Source organism: Actinophytocola sp. (assembly GCF_036378875.1).
In the GTDB taxonomy this organism is placed as follows: Bacteria; Actinomycetota; Actinomycetes; order Mycobacteriales; family Pseudonocardiaceae; genus Actinophytocola.
The window spans coordinates 32449-56207 of the sequence record NZ_DASUVO010000006.1; the positions used below are offsets into that span (position 1 = coordinate 32449).

Annotated in this window: 18 protein-coding genes; 5 read left to right on the top strand and 13 right to left on the bottom strand. The window is 68.6% G+C overall.

Features of this window, described 5'->3' with window-relative positions:
- Positions 1 to 101 precede the first annotated feature (101 nt).
- Positions 102 to 662, top strand: coding sequence for a hypothetical protein (locus VF106_RS02300; protein ID WP_330837845.1), 561 nt, complete (start codon positions 102 to 104; stop codon positions 660 to 662).
- 1 nt (position 663) lies between these two features.
- Here the strand turns inward: VF106_RS02300 and VF106_RS02305 are convergent, their stop codons facing one another.
- Positions 664 to 1521, bottom strand: a complete 858-nt coding sequence (locus VF106_RS02305) for an SDR family NAD(P)-dependent oxidoreductase (protein ID WP_330837846.1) — start codon at positions 1519 to 1521, stop codon at positions 664 to 666.
- 163 nt (positions 1522 to 1684) lie between these two features.
- On the opposite strand from VF106_RS02305, the gene VF106_RS02310 reads away from it, so the two are divergent.
- Positions 1685 to 2866 carry an MFS transporter gene (locus tag VF106_RS02310; RefSeq protein WP_330837847.1) on the top strand — a complete coding sequence of 394 codons (1182 nt, stop codon included), beginning with the start codon at positions 1685 to 1687 and terminating at the stop codon, positions 2864 to 2866.
- Between the two features lie 327 nt (positions 2867 to 3193).
- On the opposite strand, the gene VF106_RS02315 is transcribed toward VF106_RS02310, so the two are convergent.
- From VF106_RS02315 to VF106_RS02330, 4 genes are all read right to left on the bottom strand, one after another.
- Positions 3194 to 4795, bottom strand: coding sequence for a glycoside hydrolase family 43 protein (locus VF106_RS02315; protein ID WP_330837848.1), 1602 nt, complete (start codon positions 4793 to 4795; stop codon positions 3194 to 3196).
- A gap of 177 nt (positions 4796 to 4972) precedes the next feature.
- A complete protein-coding gene (locus VF106_RS02320; RefSeq protein WP_330837849.1) occupies positions 4973 to 5452 on the bottom strand; it encodes a flavin reductase family protein in 480 nt (159 codons plus the stop codon).
- A gap of 47 nt (positions 5453 to 5499) precedes the next feature.
- Complete coding sequence (locus tag VF106_RS02325; RefSeq protein WP_330837850.1) at positions 5500 to 6321, bottom strand: polysaccharide lyase family protein; 822 nt, start codon at positions 6319 to 6321, stop codon at positions 5500 to 5502.
- Positions 6322 to 6436: 115 nt separating this feature from the next.
- The gene (locus VF106_RS02330; RefSeq protein WP_330837851.1) at positions 6437 to 8047 is read right to left on the bottom strand and encodes an alkaline phosphatase D family protein; all 1611 of its coding nucleotides are present in this window, start codon (positions 8045 to 8047) and stop codon (positions 6437 to 6439) included.
- A 307-nt stretch (positions 8048 to 8354) separates the two neighbouring features.
- Here VF106_RS02330 and VF106_RS02335 point away from each other — a divergent pair, with 307 nt between their 5' ends.
- Positions 8355 to 11192 (top strand): M36 family metallopeptidase, encoded by a 2838-nt coding sequence (locus VF106_RS02335; protein WP_330837852.1) that lies wholly within the window; start codon positions 8355 to 8357, stop codon positions 11190 to 11192.
- 106 nt (positions 11193 to 11298) lie between these two features.
- On the opposite strand, the gene VF106_RS02340 is transcribed toward VF106_RS02335, so the two are convergent.
- The 8 genes from VF106_RS02340 to VF106_RS02375 all read right to left on the bottom strand — a co-directional run bounded on the left by VF106_RS02340 (position 11299) and on the right by VF106_RS02375 (position 21506).
- The gene (locus VF106_RS02340) at positions 11299 to 11556 is read right to left on the bottom strand and encodes an NAD(P)H-dependent oxidoreductase (RefSeq protein WP_330837853.1); all 258 of its coding nucleotides are present in this window, start codon (positions 11554 to 11556) and stop codon (positions 11299 to 11301) included.
- A gap of 513 nt (positions 11557 to 12069) precedes the next feature.
- Positions 12070 to 14295 (bottom strand): catalase/peroxidase HPI, encoded by a 2226-nt coding sequence (katG, locus tag VF106_RS02345; RefSeq protein ID WP_330837854.1) that lies wholly within the window; start codon positions 14293 to 14295, stop codon positions 12070 to 12072.
- Between the two features lie 16 nt (positions 14296 to 14311).
- Positions 14312 to 14743, bottom strand: a complete 432-nt coding sequence (locus VF106_RS02350; RefSeq protein WP_330837855.1) for a Fur family transcriptional regulator — start codon at positions 14741 to 14743, stop codon at positions 14312 to 14314.
- Positions 14744 to 15786: 1043 nt separating this feature from the next.
- Entirely contained in the window at positions 15787 to 17358 is a 1572-nt protein-coding gene (locus tag VF106_RS02355) for a glucuronyl esterase domain-containing protein (protein ID WP_330837856.1), read from the bottom strand.
- Between the two features lie 208 nt (positions 17359 to 17566).
- Entirely contained in the window at positions 17567 to 18592 is a 1026-nt protein-coding gene (locus tag VF106_RS02360; RefSeq protein ID WP_330837857.1) for a LacI family DNA-binding transcriptional regulator, read from the bottom strand.
- A 34-nt stretch (positions 18593 to 18626) separates the two neighbouring features.
- Entirely contained in the window at positions 18627 to 19439 is an 813-nt protein-coding gene (locus VF106_RS02365) for an ATP-binding cassette domain-containing protein (RefSeq protein WP_330837858.1), read from the bottom strand.
- A gap of 7 nt (positions 19440 to 19446) precedes the next feature.
- Positions 19447 to 20520, bottom strand: a complete 1074-nt coding sequence (locus VF106_RS02370; protein WP_330837859.1) for an ABC transporter permease — start codon at positions 20518 to 20520, stop codon at positions 19447 to 19449.
- Entirely contained in the window at positions 20517 to 21506 is a 990-nt protein-coding gene (locus VF106_RS02375; RefSeq protein ID WP_330837860.1) for a sugar ABC transporter substrate-binding protein, read from the bottom strand. The genes VF106_RS02370 and VF106_RS02375 overlap by 4 nt, the downstream gene beginning before the upstream one ends.
- Positions 21507 to 21718: 212 nt before the next feature.
- Here VF106_RS02375 and VF106_RS02380 point away from each other — a divergent pair, with 212 nt between their 5' ends.
- Both VF106_RS02380 and VF106_RS02385 read left to right on the top strand, forming a co-directional pair.
- A complete protein-coding gene (locus VF106_RS02380; RefSeq protein ID WP_330837861.1) occupies positions 21719 to 22657 on the top strand; it encodes a TIM barrel protein in 939 nt (312 codons plus the stop codon).
- Entirely contained in the window at positions 22654 to 23616 is a 963-nt protein-coding gene (locus VF106_RS02385; protein ID WP_330837862.1) for a Gfo/Idh/MocA family protein, read from the top strand. The genes VF106_RS02380 and VF106_RS02385 overlap by 4 nt, the downstream gene beginning before the upstream one ends.
- Positions 23617 to 23759: the final 143 nt, after the last annotated feature.

Here is a 23759-nt window from a genome sequence, read left to right on the forward strand (position 1 = left end):
GCGACCGGACGACAACCCCTGCGACGCTGCCGTAACGACCACAAGTCCACTTTCGACGGACAGGCGGTTCAGGCAAGTTTTCGCAGGTCAGGATGGTTGAAATGGGTATCATCAAAGCGTTTCGCCGAATTGGGGTGGCGGGTGGAACCGTCGCCCTGCTGCTTGGCACCACGGTCGTTCCGGCGACCGCCGCGTCACCGCATGGCGCGCACTTCTACCTCTCGCGCAGCGAAGTGATCACGCAGTGCGGCCTCACCCTCCAGCACGACCGGGAGGTCATGATCAGCGAGTCCGTCAGCCAGCGTCGCGACGGGTTCGACTACTTCGTGGACACCTTGCACGGCACGGACACCTTGACCAACCTCGCCAACGGCAAGTCCTTCACGCAGGTCTTCAACGCCGTCTTCGAGAAGGACATGTCGCTGACCGACAACGGCGACGGCACGGTGACCCTCGTCGGCCTCGCCGCGGGCTCCACCAAGGCATACGGCCCGGACGGCGCCAGGTTGTTCAACGATGCGGGACTGGTTCGCTGGGAGGTCGTGTTCGACGACGACGAGGTGTTGTCGTTCCGCGTACTCGACAGCACCGGCCGCGACGAGCTCGCGGACCCGGACGACACCGAGAACTTCTGCGCCGACCTGCTGTCGGTCATCGGCTGAGTCATGGCACGAGGTTGACCTGGTCGCGGTTGCCGTGCGCCTCGGCGGAGAGATCCTGCCAGTCGGCCCAGGTCTTGAGACGATCCGCGTAGGCCTGCTGGATCATCGGGTAGAAGCCCCGACCGAAGAGCACACGCAGAGGCGGGTTGTCGACGTCGACGATCGTCAGGAGTGCCTGGGCCGCCGCGGCCGGGTCACCGGCCGGCTGCCGACCCGCGACAGCGCCGAGGCGCTGGCGCAGGCCGTCGTAGACCGGGTCGGTCTTGGCCATGTGGCCGTTGTCGAGTGGGTTGGGGTTCTTGCCGTCCCTGGTGGCGAAGCCGCCTGGCTCGATCACGGTCACCTTGACGCCGAAGCCGGCGACCTCGTTGGCGAGGCTTTCGTTCAGGGCTTCGACTCCCCACTTGGAGATGTGGTACGCGCCGCCGAGCGGCATCGCGATGAGACCGGCCGCCGAGGACAGCTGGATGATGTGCCCCGCGCCCTGCTCACGCAGGTGGGGCAACGCGGCCTGGATGACCCACACCGCACCGAACACGTTGGTCTCCAGCTGGTCGCGCAGTTCCTGCTCGGAGAGTTCCTCGATCGCGCCGATCTGGGCGTAGCCCGCGTTGTTCACGATGACGTCCAGACGGCCGAAGTGCCCGTGTGCCCGCTTCACGCTCTCGAAGACGGCGGCCTTGTCGGTCACGTCCATCTCGAGCGGCAGCACCGCATCGCCGTAGGCGGCGACCAGCTCGTCGAAGCCATCGATGTTCCTGGCGGTCGCCGCAACCCGGTCGCCGCGAGAAAGCGCGGCCTCGATGAAACAGCGGCCCAAACCACGCGACGAACCAGTGACGAACCAGACCTTGCTCACGATGTCTGTCCATTCTGTTGATGTTGATTCCGGTGGCCAGAAGACACCGGCGGTCCGAACGGTGTGACAGCGTCACCGCCGTGACGCGCGCCATAAGCGACCACGGACCTGTTCCGTCATCTGCCGGATGCGTGATCATCCCGGCTCGTCGCAGGCTGTCCGTGTGAACGAGGTGACGAGCGAACCGACCACGTCCATCCTGAGCCGGCCGGTGGTGATGTTGTTGGTGACGTCGTTCGGGGCGCTCAGCGGGTTCTGCCTGCTGCTGTCGGTCGTCCCGCTCTACGTCGCCCGGGCCGGTGGTGGCGAGGTCGGCGCCGGGCTGGTGACGGGCGCGATGATGCTGGCGACCGTGCTGGTCGAGCTGATCGTGCCGCGGCTGTTGGCGCGGCTGGGCTACCGGGCCGTCATGGCCGCGGGCCTGTTGCTGCTCGGTGCGCCGGCGCTCGCGTTGGTCGGGTCGCCGGCGACGGCGCTCGTGCTCGCGATGAGCCTGTTCCGCGGCGCCGGCCTCGGGATCGTCGTGGTCGTCGGCAGTGCGCTCGCGGCCGAACTGGCGCCGCCGTCGCGCCGGGCCGAGGCGCTCGCGCTCTACGGCGTCGTGGTCGGCGTACCGGGGATCGTGGGTCTGCCGGCGGGTCTCTGGCTCAGCGAACACGTCGGGTTCACGACGGTGTTCGCCGCCGCCGCCGCGGTGGCGTTGCTGCCGCTGGTCGCGGTGCCGGCGCTGCCGGCGCGATCGGGGCGGCCGGTGGGTGGCGGCTCCGTGCTCGGTGTGCGGGGCGGGCTCGCGCGGCTGGCCGTGATCTTCACCGCGTTCACGTTCGCGGGCGGCGTGTTCGCCACCTTCCTGCCCCTCGCGGTCCCGGCGGGGACGGCTGCCGGCGCGCTCCTCGTCCAGGCGCTGACCACGCCCGTCGCACGGTACGCCGCCGGGCGGTTCGCCGGGCGGCGCGGCTCGGGGCCGCTGCTCGTCCCGTCCGTGCTCGCCGCCGCGGCTGGTGCGGCGCTGCTGGTCCTGGGTGGTCCACTCGCGACGGTCACGGGGATGGCGCTGTTCGGTGCCGGGTACGGCGCCGCGCAGAACGTCACCCTGGCCCTGATGATGGAACGGGTGGACTCGACGGATTACGGCCGGACGAGCGCGTTGTGGAACCTCGCGTTCGACGCCGGTTTCGGGCTCGGTGCGGTCGGGTTCGGTTTGGTGGTCGGTCCGGTCGGGTACGCGGTCGGTTTCGCGCTCACCGCCGCGGTGTTGGTCGCCGTGCTCGCCCCGGCGGTCCTCGACCGGAAGGAACACCGTCACGGACACAGCCGCGGCGCACGGCCTGGCGGCTCTCGGTAGCGTTCCCGCTTCTCCGGACGATGACATCGGTAGCACTGAGTGCGCGCCCGGTCACCGAAAGGATCTCCCCTGTGATCGAGAAAAAGTGGGTGAACGGCGGAATCGCGGTTGCCATCGCTGGTGTTCTCACTGGTCTGGCGGTGTGGATGTCATCCGGTCGCCCCGCGGAGCAGGCACCGCCGGTCAACCAACCCGTTCAGGTCGACGACGACGAGCCCGCCCCGCCGGACCGCCCGTACACTCCGCGCCCGCCGACCGAAGCGGCTCCACCCGACATGGGAGGAAGCCTCCCCAAGCCGACGCAGGATTAGAACGCGGTCTTCCGCGTCACGGGGTGGACAGCTCGAAGCGCTGCAGGGTGACGGCACCGCCGAGTGCCTGCGTGGCGTGGTTGAAGATGGCGAACCGGTAGCCCATGAAGAACTGCCACGCGTTGTTCAGGGTGAAGCCGGGGCCGAGCGGGGTGAAGGTGACGCCGTCCGTGCTGTAGGAGAACCGCGCCTGCCGGCCGGCGCCCGGTCGGATGTCGGCGTTGGCGCGCAACCAGATGCGGGTGCCGGTAAAGGTCGCGCTCGCGGCTTCGCTGCCGGTGTTCGTGGTGTTCCAGTTGCTGTCCATGGTGAGGTTGTTGACCATGACCACCCGGTTGCGGCCGCCGTCCCGCTTCACGCCGATCCACGCCGAGGAGTCCCGCAGCATGGCCAGTCCGGTCCGGTCGCCGTCCCGCATCGCGGAGAGGTCGAGCGTGATCGTCGCGGTCGAGGTCGGGCCCTGGATGCGGTGGGTCAGCGTGTTGCGTGCCGAGTAGAGGTCGTTCGTGACGGTCGCGGTCTGCAGGCGCAGCCCGTTGTTCACCGTGTACCGGGTGGTGTCGGGGTTGTGGTTCCACTCCCACTGCGGCCCCAATGTGGTGCCAGCGAACGTGTCCACGCCGATCATCGGCTTCACCGGGCGGGACGGCAGGTTCGGGAACGGATAGCTGGCGCCCCAGCCGCCGTTCACCGTCGTGATCCTGGGCCAGCCGTCGGCGGTCCAGGTGATCGGCGCCAGCACGGGCACCCTTCCTCCCGGGTAGGCGTCCACGAACGCCATGTAGTACCAGTCGCCGTTCTGGGTCTGCACCAGGCCGCCCTGGTGCGGCACGCCGCCGCCCGGGATCGGGGTGGGCATGTTCAGCAGCACCTGCTGGAGCGTGTACGGCCCGAACGGGTTGCTGGCCTTGAGAATGTACTGCCCGTTGGCCGGCCGGGTCAGGAAGATGTAGTAGTTCCCGTTGCGCTTGTAGAACCGCGCGCCCTCCAGTGTGCCGATGCTCGACGGGGTGCTGAACACCTGCTGTGACCGGACCTCGGTCTTCCCGTCAGCCGACAGCTGCGCGACGCTGATGTTCGTGTTGCCGTAGGCCACGTACATCGTGTCGTTGTCGTCGACCAGCAGACCGGCGTCGAAGTAGCACTTGTTGATCGTGGTGTGCTTCTGCCACGGCCCTTCGACGGCCCGTGCGCTGTAGATGTGGGTGTTGGCGAAGTCGACGCAGCCGCCCCAGTAGAACGTGCTGTTACTCCGGCGATAGTTGAGGAACGACGCCCAGATTCCCCGCACGTAGCCTCGGGCACCGTTGAGGTCGTACTTGGCGCCGAAGTCCAGTCGCGGCACCGAATGTCCGGCGAACTCCCAGTTCACCAGGTCGTAGGAGCGCAGAATCGGCGCGCCGGGGGAATAGTGCATGGTCGACGCCGAGTAGTAGTAGGCGTCGTTGACGCGGAAGATGTCGATGTCCGCGAAGTCCTGCCACAGCACCGGGTTCGTGAAGTTGGCAGCCGGTGCACGCGGGCTCTCGGCGGGTCCGGCGCCCATCAGCGCGACGGTGGTGGCCGCCGTGAGCACGGCTGTCCACAGCAGACGGAACAATTTTCTCGAGCAGGGCATGGCGCAGTTCCTCGACGTCATTGTCAACAGGGCGGAATCGACGCGCGTGTGACCCACTGTAGCCACGCCTCACCGTTCAGTCAACGATTCAGTTGCCGAGGTTGTGAACGCTCACCATGGCGGCTACGCGGTCCTGAACGTTAAGTTGAAGCCATCATGTGAGCGTGAACAATTCCGTCACGCCTCGTTACCGGCGTCGAGGTCACGGACCGTCTGGAACCCGAGCTGCCCCAGCCCCGTCCCCTCCCCCACGGCGACCGGCGCGAGCAGGACACCCTCGTGATCACCGGTGTCGTACCGCGCCAACACCTCCCCTACGAACCACTGTGGACAGTCCAGGAGCAGCGGCACGCCGTACGGCCCGTCCCGCCACGCACACCGGGCGAACTTGTCCTCGTCGAACCCGGTGACCGTCCCGAACAACGCGGCCAGCGGCCGGTTCTCGGGTGTGAGCACGTGCACGGCCAGCCGGTCGACGCCGCGAGCGACGGTATAGGTGTGGTTGTTCTTGGACAGCCACACCATGTACCGCGGCGGATCGATGCTGCACTGACTCGCGAACCCGACCAGACACCCCGCCAGCCGCCGACCGTCGTTCACGGTCACGACCAGCATCGGATAGTCCAGCCGCCCAACCAGATCGTCGAAGTCCGCCATGGTCGATCACACTGTCACGACTGCCCGGCCGGCGCTCGCCCAACAACCTAGGGCGCGAACACACCCACCGCGTCATAGGCGTGCCACGAGCCTTCCGGTTTGGCGAGCGTGAGCACGTTCTCACCGGCGACCAGCACTCCGCGCGGCAGCGGGACCTCCACAATGGACGGCCGAAGCGGGCTGCCTGGCACGGTCGCGTCGCCCTGGGTGGAGCCCTTCGTCGCGCCCTTCTCCAGCGCTGCCTCGGTGACGGCGTTGCCGTTGCACGCCACGACGAGCTTGCCGGGTGTGGTGGCGTGCGTGTCGATCAGCCAGACCGCGAGGGCGAGATCGGCGGCGGGCGCCGTGTCGAGCCGGAAACGGAAGCTGAACGTGTGCGCCTTGCTGCCGGCCCACTTGTCGGCCGGTCCGGGATGCAGGTACGGCCAGTCCGCGGCGGGTGTGCTCACTCCCTGGGTGTAGTCGACCCCGCTCGGGAAGCGGGTGAGGAACTCGTTGTAGCCGCCGGGGGCCAGCGCCAGCTCCAGGCTCTTGCGGTCGAACGTGCCGATCACGGCGACCGGGCGTCCCCCGATCGCCACGGACTCGACCGACGAGGCACGCAACACGGCGGACGGGCGGCTGCGCTCCCCCGCGGCGTCGACCGTGACGATCCGGTAGTACCACGTCTGCCTGGCCGGCCCGAGGTTGTCGTGCCGGAACGTGCCGTAGATGGTCTTCCCGATGAGCGTCTCTGTCTGGAACGTCCGGTCGGGCGAGGCGTACACCGCGAAGTGGTCGACGAGCGGGGTGTACGACCGTGCCTGCCAGGTCAGGTCGATGCGGCCGATGCTGGGGCGGGCCGTGAGACCGTGGACTGGCTGGTTCATGACGCCCCCTCCCCCGCTACGTGGCGCCGGAACGCTCCGCAGGCTCCGCTACTCCGTCGCCCTCCGCGGGCTCGACGGCGTCCTGAGTATTGATGATTCGCTCCGCAAGCTCCGCTCATGACGCCCTCACAAGGCCAGGGCGGCCGGCTTCGGTCACGAACGTGGCGATCGTCGACACCGGCGCCTTGTCGTCCTTCCTGATGTAGTCGACGACGCGGTACTCGGAGGTCAGTTCCTCCGGCGTCATGGTGCATCGCACGTAGCCGCGACGTCCGTCGTAGAACTTGACGTGCTGGTTGGAGAGCCACAGCTCGGTGTAGGCGTCGGTGGGTGCGCCGTCGCCGTCGGAGCCGATCGAGCCGACCACCAGCTCCGTGCCGATGGTGGCCGACGCCGGGTCGTTGAAGTTCGCCTTCAGCTCGGCGGCGACGTGGCGGTGGATGTCGCCGGTGAGCACCAGCAGGTTGTCCACCCCGTACCGCTGGACGGCGCCGAGGAGCCGGTCACGGTTGGCGGAGAACCCGTCCCAGATGTCCATGCTGAACGTCTTGCCCGGTCCGGTGTCGCGGTCGATCTGGGCCATGACGACCTGCTGGGCGAGCACGTTCCAGGTCGCGTCGGAACGCCGCAGGCCGTCGGTCAGCCACCGCTCCTGCTCGGCGCCGAGGATGGACCGTCGCGGATCGGTGTGTTCACCGCCCGCTGTCGAGTCGGTCGGGAAGTTGTCCCGGTACTGCCGGGTGTCCAGCACGCTGAACTCCGCCAGCCTGCCCCATTTCATCCGCCGGTACAGCTTCATGTCCGGCCCCCGGGGCAGGGACGTGGCCCGTAGCGGCAGGTTCTCGTAGTACGCCCGGTAGGCGACGGAGCGGCGCCGTTCGAAGTCCTCGACGGAGATGCCGTACTGGGAGTAGACGTCCGCGTAGTTGTTCTGGACCTCGTGGTCGTCCCACGTGGACACCCAGGGGGCGGCGGCGTGCGCGGCCAGCAGGTGCGGGTCGGTCTTGAACAGCGCGTATCGCAGGCGGTACTGCTCCAGCGTCTGCGTCTCGGCGTCGTGGATCCGGTCGACCTGCACACCCTCGCGCCACAGGTTGTTCGCGTTGATCGCGTACTCGTAGATGTAGTCGCCGAGGAAGAAGACCATGTCGACGTCGTCGGCGGCCAGGTGCTTGTACGCCGTGAAGTGGCCGTGGTACCAGGCCTGGCAGGACGCCATTGCGAAGGTCAGGCGGTCCGGGTTCTCGCGGGGGCCGGGTGCGGTGCGGGTCCGGCCGACCGGGCTGATCTGGTTGCCCGCGCGGAAGCGGTAGAAGTACTCGCGCCCCGGCCGCAGGCCGTGCACCTCGGGATGCACCGCGTGGGCGAGCTCAGGGGTGGCCACGGCCCGGCCCCGCCGCACCACCCGGGTGAAGCGTTCGTCCTCGGCGACCTCGTAGTGCACGTCGACGGGCCGGCGCGGCATCCCGCCGTGCCCGTCCGCGGCCAGCGGCTCTGGCGCCAGCCTGGTCCACAGCGCCACGCTGGTCGGCTCCGGGTCTCCCGACGCCACCCCGAGCCGGAACGGGTCGGCGGGCACGGGTCCCGCCGCGACCGCGACCGCGTCCCCCGGCGCGGCTATACCCAGCGAGAACGCCGCCAGACTGATGCCGGTCAGCCCCAGGAAGGAACGCCGGTCAAGACCTGTGCCGGCACCTTCGCCGGCATCCTTCGAGGACTCGATCACCGATTGGCTCCCGTCTCGCCAGCTGATTAGTTACGTACCGTACGTAAGTCACTCAAGGCTGGCAAGCGAACCGATCTTGAACAACAGCCGAACGGACGAAGGCCACTCCTGCGAACGGCGGGTACGCGCCGGCCACCCGGACCGGCCGGGCAGACGATCGGCGGATATCTTTCCGTGCCGCGCAAGGGAAAGCTGGGACCGTTCCATCCACCTACCCTGCTCAGAGAGGCGTGGACAGATGCGGAGACACCATCTCCGAAGAACATTTGCACTGGTAGCGGCAACGATCCTGACCGGTTCACTCGCGATGGGAACGGCCTCCGGGGCGCCGGTGGCGGCTGCCGGGGTTCCCGTGCAGGGCGACGTGGCCGGCAACGGCGACGTCGACAACCGTGGCGCGACCGCGCAACCATCCGACCGGCAGCGCAGCCTCGCTGGTCAGAGCAGCACGACCGTCCGGTGGAACCGGTACGGCACCCCGGGAACGCTCCTGCCACGCGCCGACGTCCAGCGGCGCGGCGCCACGAGCGATCCCGTCGCCGTCGCCAGGGGCTTCCTGGCCGACAACCGGGAGACGTTCGGCATCTCCGCGTCCGGCATCGACGCGATGGAGGTGCTGGTCGACCGGCCGATGGGCCAGGGCGCGTATGTCCTGCTGCGCCAGCGTTTCGGCGAGCTGCCCACGATCGTCGACGGGTTGGCGGCGTTCGGGATCCGCGACGGCGTGGTGGTCTACCTCAGCTCGACCGTCAGCCCGGAGCGGGCGGCGCCCGAACCGGCCACCATCTCACCGGAGGCGGCGCTCACCGCGGCGGCGGCCGACGCGGGCGTGCCCGCCGGCGAGCTGGCGACCACGCGTGTCCGGCTCGGCGCGGTGCCGATGCCGGCGGCCGCACCCCGCTCCGCCTACCAGGTCGTGCTCGTCGGATCGGACGAGAACGAGCCGACCGGCTACACCACCTACGTGGACGCGCGCACCGGCGCGGTGCTGCTCCGCGAGGACATCGTCGACCACCACGACGAGAACAATCCGGAATGGGACGTCTTCCCCGCCAACCCGCCGACCAACTACTCCTCCCGCGACACCCGGGTCCGGTGGTGCCTCACCCCGGCACCGGGCTGTGCCAAGGCGGTCAGCACCGCCGACGGCGGCGTCGCGTGGGACATCGACCCGGCCACGGGTGCCCCCAGCCAGACGTCGGCCGGCAACTCGGCCAAGGCGACCGAGAAGTGGGACGACCTGGCCAGCGGCACGGTCGGGACCAGGACATCGCGGATCAGCCCCACCCGTGAGTACACGCATCCGTGGACGAACCAGTGGTTCGAGGAGAAGTGCGACCCGGCGGTGTTCGCGAGCGAGCAACAGAACGACATCGACGCGGCACTCGTGAACCTGTTCGCCATGCACAACCGGATGCACGACTGGTCCTACCACCTCGGCTTCACCGAGGAGACCTGGAACATGCAGACGTCCAACGGCGACCGTGGCGGGCTGGGCGGTGACGGGGAACGCGGCAACGCACAGGCCGGCGGCCGGGCCGGCGGGGCGCCGCCTGGCTTCGCGTCCCGCAACAACGCCAACCAGATCACGCCGCCCGACGGCATGGCGCCGACCACCAACATGTTCCTGTGGCAACCCACCCCTGGCGGGTTCTACGCGCCGTGCGTCGACGGCGACTACGACATGTCGGTGATCGGGCACGAGTACTCCCACGCGATCTCGGGCCGGCTGATCGGCGGCCCCGACCTCGGCTGGTCGGGCGCGCAGGCGGGCGCGATGAACGAGTCGCACTCCGACCTGTTCGCCATGGAGTACCTCTACGAGAACGGCTTCCTCCCGTTCGGCGAGACGCCGTACATCACCGGCGGCTACGTCACCGGTGACAAGAAGGCGGGCATCCGCAACTACGACATGAGCAAGAGCGAGCTGAACTACAGCGACATGTCCTACGACCTCGTCGGTCAGCAGGTGCACGCCGACGGCGAGATCTGGAGCTCGACCAGCTTCGACGTCCGCCAGGCCATGATCGATCGCTACGGTCTCGGCACACCGGCCCTGCAGAGGGCGTGCGCCGACGGCAAGGTCGCGGTGGAGCGCTGCCCGGGCAACCGACGCTGGGTGCAGCAGGCGTTCGACGCGCTCCTGCTGAACGCGACCGGCGCGGTCAGCTACGTCGACATGCGGGACGCCACGCTGGCGGCGAACGAGGTGCGCTACGGCGGCGCCGACGTGCCGTTGCTGTGGAACGTGTTCGCCCAGCACGGTCTCGGCCGGGACGCGGCGTCGGCCGGTCCGAACGACGCGGACCCGATCCCGAGCTTCGCGTCCCCGTTCGCCGGCAACGCGACGCTGCGGTTCGCCCCGACGGGCGCGCCGGCTCGGCTGTACGTCGGCGACTACGAGGCCAGGGCGTTGCCCGTGGCCGACAGCGACCCGAACACCCCGCTACCCGACACGGCGGAGCTCGTACCGGGCCGGTACAACTTCATCGTCGCGGCGGATGGCTTCGGCACCAGCCGGTTCCAGCGCACGGTCCGGGCGGGCGAGCAGGCCACGGTACGCCCGCACCTGCAACCGAACCTGGCCTCGCGGACGCAGGGCGCGACCGCGAGCGGGGACGGTGTGAACCTGGAGAAGCTCATCGACGACACCGAGGCGACGAACTGGGCGTCGATCGGCTCACCGGTGGCGGGCAAGAGCGTCACGGTCGACCTGGCGGGCGGCCGCCCACAGGTCGTGACCCGGGTCCAGGTGAGCGCGCTCCTGCGCCCGGCGATCGAGGGTGACCCCGATCCCGGGGCACAGAACCGCTTCACGGCACTGCGGCAGTTCGAGATCCTGTCGTGCAACAAGAACTGTGCCGACCCGGCGAACTACCGGCGGGTGTTCACCAGCTCACCGGGTGCCTTCCCGGCCGACCAGCCAAGGCCGACGGCACCTGACCTGACGAGCCGGTCGTTCCGCATCGCACCAACGTTGGCCACGCACCTGATGATCCGGGTCGTCACCAACCAGTGCACCGGTGGCCCCAAGTACGCGGGCTCCCAGCACAACGATCCGCGCTCGACGAGCGACTGCACCACAGGAAACCCCACGGTGGCACAGACCGTGCGGATATCCGAACTGCAGGCGTTCACGTTCTGACCGGCCCCGCGGGTGGTCGCCAAGCAACGGCGACCACCCGCGAGTCTCGCTCTCGGCCCCTGCGAGTTACGTTTTCGGGAACACCCGGCGTACACGAAAACGAAGCTCATGGGGGCCGAACGCGCGACTCGCCGGGGCCGAACGCGCGACTCGCGAGGTGCGCGGTGGTTTCGAGGAATGCCCTGAGCTGGCTGGTCGGGTTGCCGAAGCGGGTGGGCGTACCGAACAGCACCGCGTCGGCCCAGGCCAGGTTGTCGAGGCCGGCCACGGCGATGTCGGCGGTGTCCTCGATGTGCTGGGCCCATTCCGGTCGGGCGTTGATCGCCTCGGGTGCGGCCGTTTCGGCGACCTTGCGCAGCCGCACCTGAGCCCCCGGCCTTCTCCGCGCCCTCGGCGACGGCCTGCGCGAGCGTGTACACGGTCCCGGTGGCGCTGTGGTAGATGATCGCGACGTTCACTGCTTCCATGCCCGTACGACGAAACGGCCCCGGAATCTGTGAGGCGTCAGGCGTCGCCGTCGAGCCGCGAGCAGACCGCCTGTCGGTCGAACGCCCGACACCGTCGACACCCGTGTCGGCCGACCGTTTTCAGCAGTGACCGTTGACCGGGCATCGCGAACGACCAGCCTGGTTCACCCTCTGGGTATGAGAACGTGCACGCGGCCATGGACCGAGCTGTGGTGAGGTTCAAGGCGACGGCGTGCGCCGCCCTGGTCGTGGTGGTCCTGACGACGATCTCGTTGGTTCTCGACGAGCCGTCGAACTGCGTGGGGCGGTGCGATGAAGGACGCCTTTCCCACAGCGGGCGTTAGGAAGGCGTCCTTCATCGCGTGACCGCCGGGCCGGCCGGGGAGGTGGCCGGCCCGGACCTCACAGGATCAGGCCAGGTCGAACCGGTCCAGGTTCATGACCTTGTCCCACGCGGCGACGAAGTCACGGACGAACTTCTCCCGCGCGTCGTCGCTCGCGTAGACCTCCGCGACGGCACGCAGTTCGGAGTTCGAGCCGAAGAGCAGGTCGACGCGGCTGCCGGTCCACCGGACCTCGCCGGTGGTCCGGTCGCGGCCCTCGAAGAGCTCCGCGTCCTCGGAAACCGGCTTCCACTCTGTGTCCATGTCGAGCAGGTTCACGAAGAAGTCGTTGGTCAGCGACCCCGGCGTCGAGGTGAACACACCCTGAGTGGACTGCTGGTAGTTCGCGCTGAGTGCACGCAGGCCGCCGACGAGGACGGTCATCTCGGGCGCGGTCAGGGTCAGCAGGTTCGCGCGGTCGATGAGCAGGTACTCCGACGGCAGCCGGTTGCCCTTCCCACGGTAGTTGCGGAACCCGTCGGTGATCGGCTCGAGCGCGGCGAACGACTCAACGTCCGTCTGCTCCTGCGACGCGTCCGCACGGCCCGGGGTGAACGGGACCTGGAGCTCGACGCCGGCGTTCTTCGCCGCCTGCTCGACCGCGGCGACACCACCGAGCACGATCAGGTCGGCCAGCGAGATCTTCTTCCCGCCCGCCTGGAACGACTGCTGGATGCCCTCCAGGGCACTCAGCACGCCGGCCAGCGCGTCGGGCTCGTTGACCTCCCACTCGCGCTGCGGCGCGAGGCGGATGCGGGCACCGTTCGCGCCACCGCGCTTGTCGCTGCCACGGAACGTCGAGGCCGACGCCCACGCGGTGGAGACCAGCTGGGACACCGACAGTCCCGACGCCAGGATCTGGCTCTTGAGTGCCGCGATGTCCGAGGCGTCGACCAGTTCGTAGTCAACGGCCGGGATCGGGTCCTGCCAGATCAGCGTCTCCTGCGGCACCAGCGGGCCGAGGTAGCGCTGGATCGGGCCCATGTCGCGGTGGGTCAGCTTGAACCACGCACGGGCGAACGCGTCCGCGAACTGGTCCGGGTTCTCCAGGAAACGCCGGGAGATCGGCTCGTAGATCGGGTCCAGGCGCAGCGCGAGGTCCGTCGTCAGCATCGTCGGCGTGCGGTTCAGCTCACCGCTCTCCGGGTCCGGCACGGTGTTGGCGCCGGCGCCGTCCTTCGGCTGCCACTGGTGGGCGCCGGCGGGGCTACTGGTCAGCTCCCACTCGTGGGCGAACAGCGTCTCGAAGAACGTGTTGTCCCACTTGGTCGGCGTGGGCGTCCAGGTGACCTCCAGGCCGCTGGTGATCGCGTCCCGGCCCTTGCCCGTGCCGAAGGTGTTCTTCCAGCCGAAGCCCTGCTCCTCGAGCGGGGCGCCCTCGGGCTCCGCGCCGACGTACTGGTCGGGGTCGGCCGCGCCGTGGGTCTTGCCGAACGAGTGCCCGCCCGCGATCAGCGCGACGGTCTCCTCGTCGTTCATCGCCATGCGGCTGAACGTCTCGCGGATGTCGCGGGCCGCGGCGAGCGGGTCCGGGTTGCCGTTGGGGCCCTCCGGGTTGACGTAGATGAGGCCCATCTGGACGGCCGCGAGGGGGTTCTCCAGCTCGCGGTCACCGGAGTAGCGCTCGTCGCCGAGCCAGGTGCGCTCCGGACCCCAGTAGACGTCCTCGTCGGGCTCCCACACGTCCGCGCGGCCGCCGGCGAAGCCGAAGGTCTTGAAGCCCATGGTCTCCAGGGCACGGTTGCCCGCGAAGATCATCAGGTCGGCCCACGAGATCGTGCGGCCGTACTTCTTCTTGACCGGCCAGAGAAGGCGGCGTGCCTTGTCGAGGTTTCCGTTGTCGGGCCAGCTGTTCAGCGGCGCGAAACGCTGCATGCCCGCCCCGGCCCCGCCGCGGCCGTCGTGGATGCGGTACGTGCCGGCGCTGTGCCACGCCATCCGGATCATGAGCGGCCCGTAGTGGCCGAAGTCCGCCGGCCACCATTCCTGTGAGGTCGTCAGCACCTCGTCGACGTCGCGTGCCAACGCGTCGAGGTCGACCGAGTTGAACGCGGCGGCGTAGTCGAACGCCTCCCCCATGGGGTCGGCCGCGGGGTTGTGCTTGCGCAGGATCGCCAGGTTGAGCTGGTTCGGCCACCAGGTGCGGTTGCCGCCACCCTCGGTCGGGTGGTTGAGACGGCCGACCGAGACCGGGCACCCACCGGCGCTCGGCTCGTTCATCTCGCCGACGACGGCGTCAGGACTGTCAGACACGGGAATCCTTCCGGATCTACAGGGTGGTTGTGGCAGAGCAGTCGGGGCACAGGCCCCGGTAGACGACCTCGGCCTCGTCGATCGTGAAACCGTGGTCGTCGGAAGCGGTCAAGCAGGGCGCCTCCCCGACGGCGCAGTCGACGTCGGCGATGGCACCGCACGAACGGCACACGACGTGGTGGTGGTTGTCTCCCACCCGTGCCTCGTAGCGCGCGACGGAGCCCGGTGGCTCGATGCGCCGCAGCAGTCCCGCCGCGGTCAACGCACGGAGCACGTCGTAAACGGCCTGGTGGGACACCCCGCCGAGTTCCGCACGCACGAGCCCGATGATCGAGTCCGTGTCAGCGTGCGGATGGTCGTGCACCGCGGACAGCACCGCCACGCGGGGCCGCGTCACACGCAGTTCCGCCCCACGCAACATGTACTCGAAGTCCACAGTGGCCGACACGCGGAGCAGTCTGGCCCATTTTCTGGAATTAATCAAGTTTAGGTCGCCGGGTCGTCCGCAGTGTGTCAGCTCACACTCGGGCGGGCGGAAGCAAAAGCCTAGCCGGATGATCTTGTGGCGGGATCATCCCGTACGGGCGAAACCGGACCCCGGGGAGCCACGGGTGCAGGGGGTGCCGATCGCCGACGCCGGGCGCGCGTCCTGAAAGACGCGTTCGGGGCATCGCCGATGTCTCGAACGCCGCGCTGATGACGTTCAACGACAGGAAAGCGTCTTTCGGGACAGCGCCCGTGGCACAGACACGCCGTTCGCGGCGCTCGGCAAGGGAAGCGGGTGAAGCCCACTACTTCGCGCGCCTCTGCGGGCAGCAAGATCATCAGCGGATTCAGCTTCTCGAAAGGCACCCCATGGGACACCGACTCCGCGGTCCAGACCCCCGATGCCCTGAGGGGGCACCCTCGGGACACTCAACGTTGTGCCGCCCGGTGGTGGCCGATCCCTCGCGGGTGCCCTTGAGGACGCTGAACGTCCCCTCCAGTCCTGAGGGGTGCCCTTCACGACATCCGGGAGCCAGCCCTCGCCGAGCGCGGTGCGGTGAAAGGGAGCCTTCCTCACGCTGGGCGTGAGGAAGCATCCTTCCTCGCACGGCCACCGGCCAAACTGCCCGAAGCGGGCTCCGCCGCCCTGACGTGCAGCGAGAACCGCCAAGCAACGTCCCCGAGTACGCGACCGAAGGGCACGCTCGGGACAGCGCCATATCCGAACAAGCCGCTCATGATCAACGCCAACACAGATGGTTGCGTAGGCATCCCCCACCCATACCCGGGGGGCCACCCCGAGGCCATCGTACCAAGCCACACAGACAAAACCCCTGGTCGCGGCGGCCTGTGGACAACATTCGGTGGCCAGTCAGAGCGAATGGGACACTCGTGCGTCAACCGGACGTGGCGGCGGCCGGCCTCGGCGCGGTGGCCCCGCACCCAGGTGCGGGAGCTCCCAGTCACCGCCGCGCTGTGGCCGGCCGCCCCACTCTCCTTCAGCGGCTAACGAGCCGCGCAGGCCGGGGTCATGCCCGTGCCCGTTCCGGTGCCCTGGAAGCCGAACTCGACCGACTGGCCAGGAGCGATTGATCCGTTGTGTCCGATGTTGGTGAACTGGACCGAGCCGGCGTTCCCGCTGCGGCTGGCCTCCCAGGAGTTGGTGATGCCGGTGCCCGACGGCAGGGTCACGGCAACCGTCCAGCCGTTGAGCGCGGTGGTGCCGGCGGTGACCCGGACCGTGGCGACGAAACCGCCCGTCCACTGGTTGACCGCCGCCGATGCCGAGCAGCCAGAGGCCGGCGGTGGGTCGGTGGGTGGCGGGTCCGTCGGCGGCGGATCGCTTGGTTCACCGGACAGTGTCGGCGTCTGCCAGTCCCGCCATTCGGCCAGGTTGCCGGGTTTCCTGCTCGAGACGCGGAAGACGCCGGCGGTGTTTCCCGTCTTCAGCAGGTACTTCTGGATGTGCTGCTGCAGCGGGGTCCGCCATTCGTTCCTGCTGGCGCAGTGGGTGCCGTCCTGGACGTCGGACCAGTAGGTGATGTTGGCGCCCGCGCCGAGCGCCTTGTAGATCTCGGCGCCGCCGAGCGCCGCCACGCTCCCCGACCGCGCGCCCAGCCAGTCGATGTGCGGATTCTCCATGATGAACAGCCCGCGCGGCGCGATCATGCCGACCATCTCGTGCGTGTCCACCGGCAGGTTCGCCGGGTTGCCCGTGAACGAGCTGAACGCGTCACCCAGCCACGGCTGCTCGCCGTAGGCACTGCTCAGCGGCTGGGCACCGGACTCCCCTGCAAGCCCGCGGAGGATCGGCGCGCCCGCACTGCCCGACTCGATCGGCATGGTCAACGCGATGCGCTGATCGAAAACCCCGGCGGTGAAGGCGCCTTTCCCGAACCGCGAGCAGCCCGTGACACCCATCGCGTCCGCTTTCAGAATGCTGCCGTTCGACTGCTCGATGACGTCGATGATTCGGCTGACACCCCACGCCCACGCGGCCAGCAGTCCGGTACTGCTGGTGTTGCCGTAGATGCTGTAGAACGCGCCCTGTTTGTTGTTCCTCGGCGTGCCCTCACGGCCGACCGCCATCGGGTCGAAGTTGATGACCGCGGCGCCTGCCGCTCTGATAGTGGCCGTGTCCGCGCCGAACCCGCCGTAGACGACGACGGCCGGGAACGGCCCGGTGCCGCTCGGCAGCTGCACGCCGGCCGAGAAACTGGCGCTCCTGCCGTTGTGCGACACGTTCACTGTGATGTTGGTGTTGGACACGGTTCCCGTGACGCTGGTGGGTTTTCCTGGCTTGTCGCCGTAGACGTACCGTTCGGCCAACTCCCTGATCTCCGCCCGCCGGCACCGCCACTCGGACTTGGCCGTGATCCGCGATCCGTTCAGCTTGCGGAACGGATCGGGCAGCCTGGAGTTGGCGGTCAACGAACCGGGCAGGGTTACCGCACAGCCTGCTCCATCGTCCTCCGGCACCGCGAAGATGCCGACATCGGCCGCCGCCGGCGTGGTTTTCCCGAATACCGACACCGAACCCGCGATCGCGAGCGCCGCCACCGCCAACATGACGACCATCGAACGGATCTTGGCACGGCCCGAGCTGATAATCACTTGGGCTCCTCCCCGAAAATTTACGCAACTTTCGGAAATATCTCGAAAATATTCTAAGACGAGCCGCAGATTCCGGTCAACGAATCATGTCACGACGAACCGACGCATTCTGGAATGCAGATCAACTTTCGGATAACGCGTCGAAATATTCCGAAAGTGCCGACGGAGCGGGTCAGCCCCTCGGTTGGGCGGTGGTGCCGCGGATGACGAGCTTGGGGTCCACGGCGTGGTCCTGCGGGCCGGAGTCGGGGTCCTCGATGGCCGCGACGGCCGCGCGAACGGCCAACTCCCCCTGGCGCTGCGGGTTCTGGTTGACCGTGGTGAGGTCGATGTGCGACAGCTGCGCGAGAAGGCTGTCGTCGTAACCGGCGACCGAGATGTCGCCCGGTGTGCTCAGCCCGGCGCGCTGGAACGCGTCGAGCACGCCGATGGCCGCGCGGTCGTTGCTGGCGAACACGGCGGTGGGCAGGTGGGTGCGGTCGGCGAGCAGTTGCTGCGCGGCCTCCGCGCCGGCCGCCTCGGTGTGTTTGCCCGCCAGGACACGGATGTGGTCGGCGAGGCCGTGCCGGCGCATGGCCGTGCGATAGGCCTTCCGGCGTTCCGCCGAGCCGGGGCGGTCGCCGCCGTCGACGTGGACGATGTCGCGGTGGCCCAGCTCCGCCAGGTGGTCGATCACCTGGCGGACGCCCTTCGACTCGGCGGCGTGTACCGAGCTGACGCCGCAGTCCGGGTAGCGTCTGCCGACCGGCACGACGGCGGCCTGGCGACCCACGTGCGTGACGTACTCGGGGTCGAGGTTCGGGCCGAGCAGCAGCAGGCCCTCGCAGCGGTGTCCGAGCAGCGCCTCGACCGCCTGTCGTTCGTCGCGGCCGGGGGATGTGGCGGACAGGAGGATGTCGTAGCCGAGGTCCTCGGCGGCCGGGTAGATGGCGTCGACGAGGTCGGCGTGGAAGGTGTTGCGCATGGTCACCATGACGCCGATGACCCTGGTCCGGCTGCGGGCGAGCATCTGGGCCGCGGTGTCCGGGCGGTATCCCAGCTCCGCCGCGGCCTGGTAGACACGGTCCCGTGTGGCCTCGCTGGCGCCGGGCTGGTCCCGGAACACCAGCGAGACAAGGGCACGCGACACACCGGCCTTCGCGGCGACGTCCTCCATGGTCGGCTTGCCGCGTCGGCGTCCGTTGCCGCCCTCTGCCACGTCCCACCCCCTCCTTCCGCACTAAAGCTAACTGCTACGTCTTGACCTCGTGCAACGCGCCCATCTCGGGGGTGCCGAGACGGTCGAGCTCGTGCCGCAGCGCGTCGAGTTCGGCGCCGCCCGCCATGTGCCTCGTGAGGTCGTCCAGCGTGAGGTCGGCGCGGGCCGCGTTCAGCTCGACCGCACCCTGCCGCAGTACAACGAAATGGTCGCCGACCAGGAACGCGTGGTGTGGGTTGTGGGTGATCAGGATGACGCCCAGACCTGCGTCGCGTGCCGCGGCCACGTACTTGAGCACCACACCGGACTGCTTGACGCCGAGCGCGGCGGTGGGCTCGTCGAGGATCAGCACCCGCGCTCCGAAGTGGATCGCCCTGGCGATCGCGACGCACTGCCGCTGACCTCCCGAGAGCCGGCCGACCGGCATGTCGATGTCGGGCAGGTGGATGCCCATCGCACGCAACTCGGCGTCCGCGTTCGCCCGCATGCCGTCCACATCGAGGCGTCGTGCCGGACCCCAGCCCTTCCGTAGCTCGGAGCCGAGGAAGAAGTTGCGCCACACCGGCATCAGCGCCACCACCGCGAGGTCCTGGTACACGGTCGCGATGCCACGGTCGAGTGCCTCCCTCGGCGAGGAGAACCCCACCTCCTCGCCGTCCACGAGGTAGGAACCCTCGTCGTGGCGGTGCAAACCAGAGATGATCTTGATCAATGTGGACTTCCCGGCGCCGTTGTCGCCGAGGATGCACGTCACCTCGTGCTCGCGGACGGCGACGCTCACCTCCTGGAGCGCCCGGATGTTGCCGTAGTACTTGCCGACGTCGGCCAGTTCGACCACAGGGGACATCTGCCACTCACCTCCGGGCCGCGCGGTTGCGCACCCACGTGTTGACCAGCGTCGCCGCGAGCAGCGTGACGCCGATGAAGAACTTCAGCCAGTCCGGGTTCCAGCCCGCGTAGACGATGCCCTGGTTGGCCATGCCGAAGATGAACGCGCCGATCGCCGCGCCGACCGCCGACCCGAACCCGCCGGTGAGCAGGCAGCCACCGACCACCGCCGCGGCGATGTAGGTGAGCTCGTTGCCGATCCCGGCCCCGGACTGCACGGTGTTGAACGCGAAAAGGTTGTGCATCCCCAAGAACCAGGCCGTGCCACCGACCGCCATGAACAACCCGATCTTGACGTGCTTGACCGGAACACCGACCGCGCGCGCACTGTCCGCGTTGCCACCCACGGCGAAGATCCAGTTACCCACGCGCGTCCGCAGCAGCACCCACGTGGCGATCGCGACGAACAGCAGCCAGTAGAAAACGGTGACCTTCACCGACACGTCGCCGATCTTGACCTCCGAGGCGAAGACCGCGCGCGCCGAGTCGAACCCGTCCATGTCGGAGATGTTCTCGGTGGCGACGTTCCCGGTGATCAGCTTGGTGACCGCCAGGTTGAGACCCTGCAACATGAGGAACGTCGAGAGCGTCACGAGGAAGCTGGGCAGCCTGGTGCGCATGAGCACCCAGCCGTTGACGAACCCGACCCCGAGCGACACGCCCAACGCGACCAGCACACCGACCCACACGTTGGTGCTGAACTCGAAGGCGAACATCGACGCCGCCAGCGAGGAGGTGATCACCCCGACACCGGCGGACAGGTCGAACTCGCCACCGATCATCAGCAGTGACACGCCGACGGCCATGATCCCGATCGTCGAGCTGGCATAGAGCACATTGGACAGTGAGGCCGCGTTGCGGAACGGCTCGGCGACCGCGAAGAACATCACGAACACGGCGACCGCGCCGACCAGCGAACCCACCTCGGGCCGGCTCAGGAACCGGCGCCCGAGCGATCGCCGGCCGGCCTGGCTGTGCGTCACACCGGCCGCGGGAGCGGCCTGTGCGGCGGGCTCCCTCAGTCCGGGGGCCGCGTTCATCGCGTGCCCTTCTCGGCGAACGAGGCGATGGCGTCGATGTTGTCCTTCGTGATGAAGGCGGGGCCGGTGAGGATCGGTTGTTCGCCGCCACCGCTGTAGTTGCCGTTGGTCTTGTAGAGCCAGATCGCGTCGACGGCCAGGTAGCCCTGCAGGTACGGCTGCTGGTCGATGGCGAACTGCACGGAGCCGTCCTTGATCGCCTGTACGAGTGCCTTGTTGGTGTCGAACGTGGCCACCTTCGCCGAGCTGCCGGCGTCCTTGACGGCGTCCACCGCGGTGAGGGCGAACGGCGCGCCGAGGGTGACGACGTAGTCGATGGTCGGGTCCTGCTGCAGCTTGGCGGTGATCGTGGCCTGGGAGGCGGTCATGTCCGCGCCGTTGACGTAGAGCGTCTCGGCGGTGCCGTCGAAGTTCTCCTTCAGCCCGGCGCAGCGGGCCTCCAGCGCGACCTGGCCCTGCTCCATGTTCACGCAGACGGCGTGCTTGGCGCCCAGACCGTTCAGCCGTTCGGCGAACTGCTTGCCGGCGATCTTCTCGTCCTGCCCGAAGTACTCGACCAGCCCCAGCTGCTTCCAGTTGTCGATGCCGGAGTTGAACCCGACCACCGGGATGCCGGCGTCCTTGGCCTTCGTCACGACGTCCCGCATGGCGTCCGGCTTGGCCAGTGTGAGGGCGATGCCGTCGACCTTCTGGTCGATGGCGTTCTGCACCAGGCTGGCCTGCCGCCCCGCGTCGGCGTCGTTGGAGTAGACCAGTTCGATGTTGTCCTTCGCGGCCGCGGCCTGCGCACCCTTGCGGACCAGGTCCCAGAACGTGTCGCCGGGCACCTCGTGCGTGATCATCGCGACCTTGAGCCTTGGCGTGTTCGCCGCGCCGGCGGCGTCAGCATCCGCCTGCGCCTGCTTCCCACCGCTGCTGCTGCAGCCCGCGAGGGCGACAACCGCCGCGACGGCGAACATGATCAGGGCACTGTTGTTGAGTTTCATGCAGGTGCACCTCTTCGTGCCTCAGGTGTGACTAGTGCGCTCTACTAGCGCGCTCTAGTTCGAGAGACTATGGAGCCGGTCACAGCAGAAGTCAAGGGGTCGCGGGCACCGGTTCGCGTATTGACACACGTGAACCGGTCAGCGCATAGTCCTAGAGCGCGCTAGTAGACCGTGCTAGTGCACTCCCCCACGGCCAACCAGGAAGGATCGCCATGACCACGGCGCGTACCGTCGTCGGCAACCTGTGTCTCGGTTCCGCTCCCGACTCGTGGGGCGTGTGGTTCGCCGAGGACGAGCATCAGGTGCCGTACACGCGGTTTCTGGACGAGTTGGCCGAGGCCGGCTATCGGTGGTTGGAGCTGGGTCCGTTCGGCTACCTGCCCACCGACCCGCGACGGCTGGCCGACGAGGTCGGCAGCCGTGGGCTCCAGGTGTCGGGTGGGACGACGTTCGGGGCCTTGCACCGCCCGCACGAGTGGGACGACATGGTGGCCACGACCCGTCGGGTCGCCGAGCTGACCGCGGCGGTCGGCGCGCACCACCTCGTGTTCATCCCGCCGATGTACCGGGACGAGAAGACCGGCGCGTTCACCGAGTCCCCGTCGTTGACCGCCGAGCAGTGGGCCTCGTTCGGGCAGCGCGCCAACGAGCTGGGCAGGATCCTGCTGGAGGAGTACGACGTCGCGCTGGTGTTGCACCCGCACGCGGACAGCCACATCCAGACCCAGGACGAGATCGAGCGCTACCTCAACGAGAGCGACCAACGCTACGCCAACCTGTGCCTGGACACCGGCCACGTCGCCTACGGCCGGGGCGACGCGGTCGAGTTGATCCGCCGCTACGGCGAACGGATCGGGTACGTGCACATCAAGCAGATGGACCCGGTGATCATCGACCAGGTCTATGCGGAGAACCTCGGTTTCGGTGAGGCGGTCAAACGCGGGGTGTGTGTCGAGCCGCCCGCCGGGGTGCCCAACCCCGCCGAGGTGATCGACGCACTGTCCGAACTGGACGCCGAGGTCTTCGTGATCGTCGAACAGGACCTCTACCCCTGCGCGCCCGAGGTGCCGTTGCCGATCGCCATCCGCACCCGCGAATACCTGGGCACTCGCGGACTCGCCGGCACGAAGCGCCCCGGAGCGGGTTCATGACCGTCCACATCGGAGTCGTGGGCACCGGCATGATCGGCCGCGACCACATCCGGCGGCTCACCGACGTGGTGGCTGGCGCCGAGGTGGTGGCGGTGACCGACGTCGACGCCGAACTGGCCCGCGAAGCCGCCGCCGGTGTCGGCGCCCGTGCGCTGCCCACCGGTCAGGACGTGATCGACGATCCGGGTGTCGACGCGGTCGTGGTCACCTCGTGGGGTCCGACGCATGCCGAGTACGTGCTCGCCGCGATCGCGGCCGGCAAATACGTGTTCTGCGAGAAGCCGCTGGCCACCACGGCGGCGGACTGCCTGCGGATCGTGGAGGCGGAGCAGGCGTCCGGGCGAAGGCTCGTCCAGGTCGGGTTCATGCGCCGGTACGACGTCGGCTACCAGGAGATGAAGCAGGCTCTCAGCGGCCTCGGACCGGTGCTGTTGATGCACTGCGCCCACCGCAACCCGTCCGTGCCGACGGAGTACCACTCGGACATGGCCATCCAGGACACGGCCGTGCACGAGATCGACATCATCCGCTGGCTGCTCGACGAGGAGATCGCCACCGCACAGGTGGTCGTGCCGAAGCAGACCACTCGCAAGTTCGAGCATCTGCGGGACCCGCAGGTGATGCTGTTCGATACCGAGAGCGGCGTGCGGATCGACCTCGAGGTGTTCGTCAACTGCCAGTACGGCTACGACGTCCGGCACGAGACCGTGTGTGAGGCCGGCGCGGTTCGCCTGCCCGACCCCGGGCTTCTCCACAGCTGGAAGCAGCGCTTCGGCGCCGCGTTCGACACCGAGTTCACCGAGTGGGTGTCGTCCGTTCAGGCGGGCAACCTGGTCGGACCCACCGCGTGGGACGGCTACGCCGTGGCGGTCACCAGCGACGCGACGGTGGAGGCGCGGCGGACCGGAAAGACCGTGTCCGTCCGGTTGAAGGATCGACCCGCCTTCTACGGGAGCTGACTCATGAAGATCGCGCTTGATCCGTACATGCTCCGTCACCTGCCGATGACCGAGATGGTCCGCACGGTCGCCGACATCGGCTACCACCACATCGAACTCTCCCCCCGCGACGAGTTCATGCCCTTCTTCCTCCACCCCCGCGC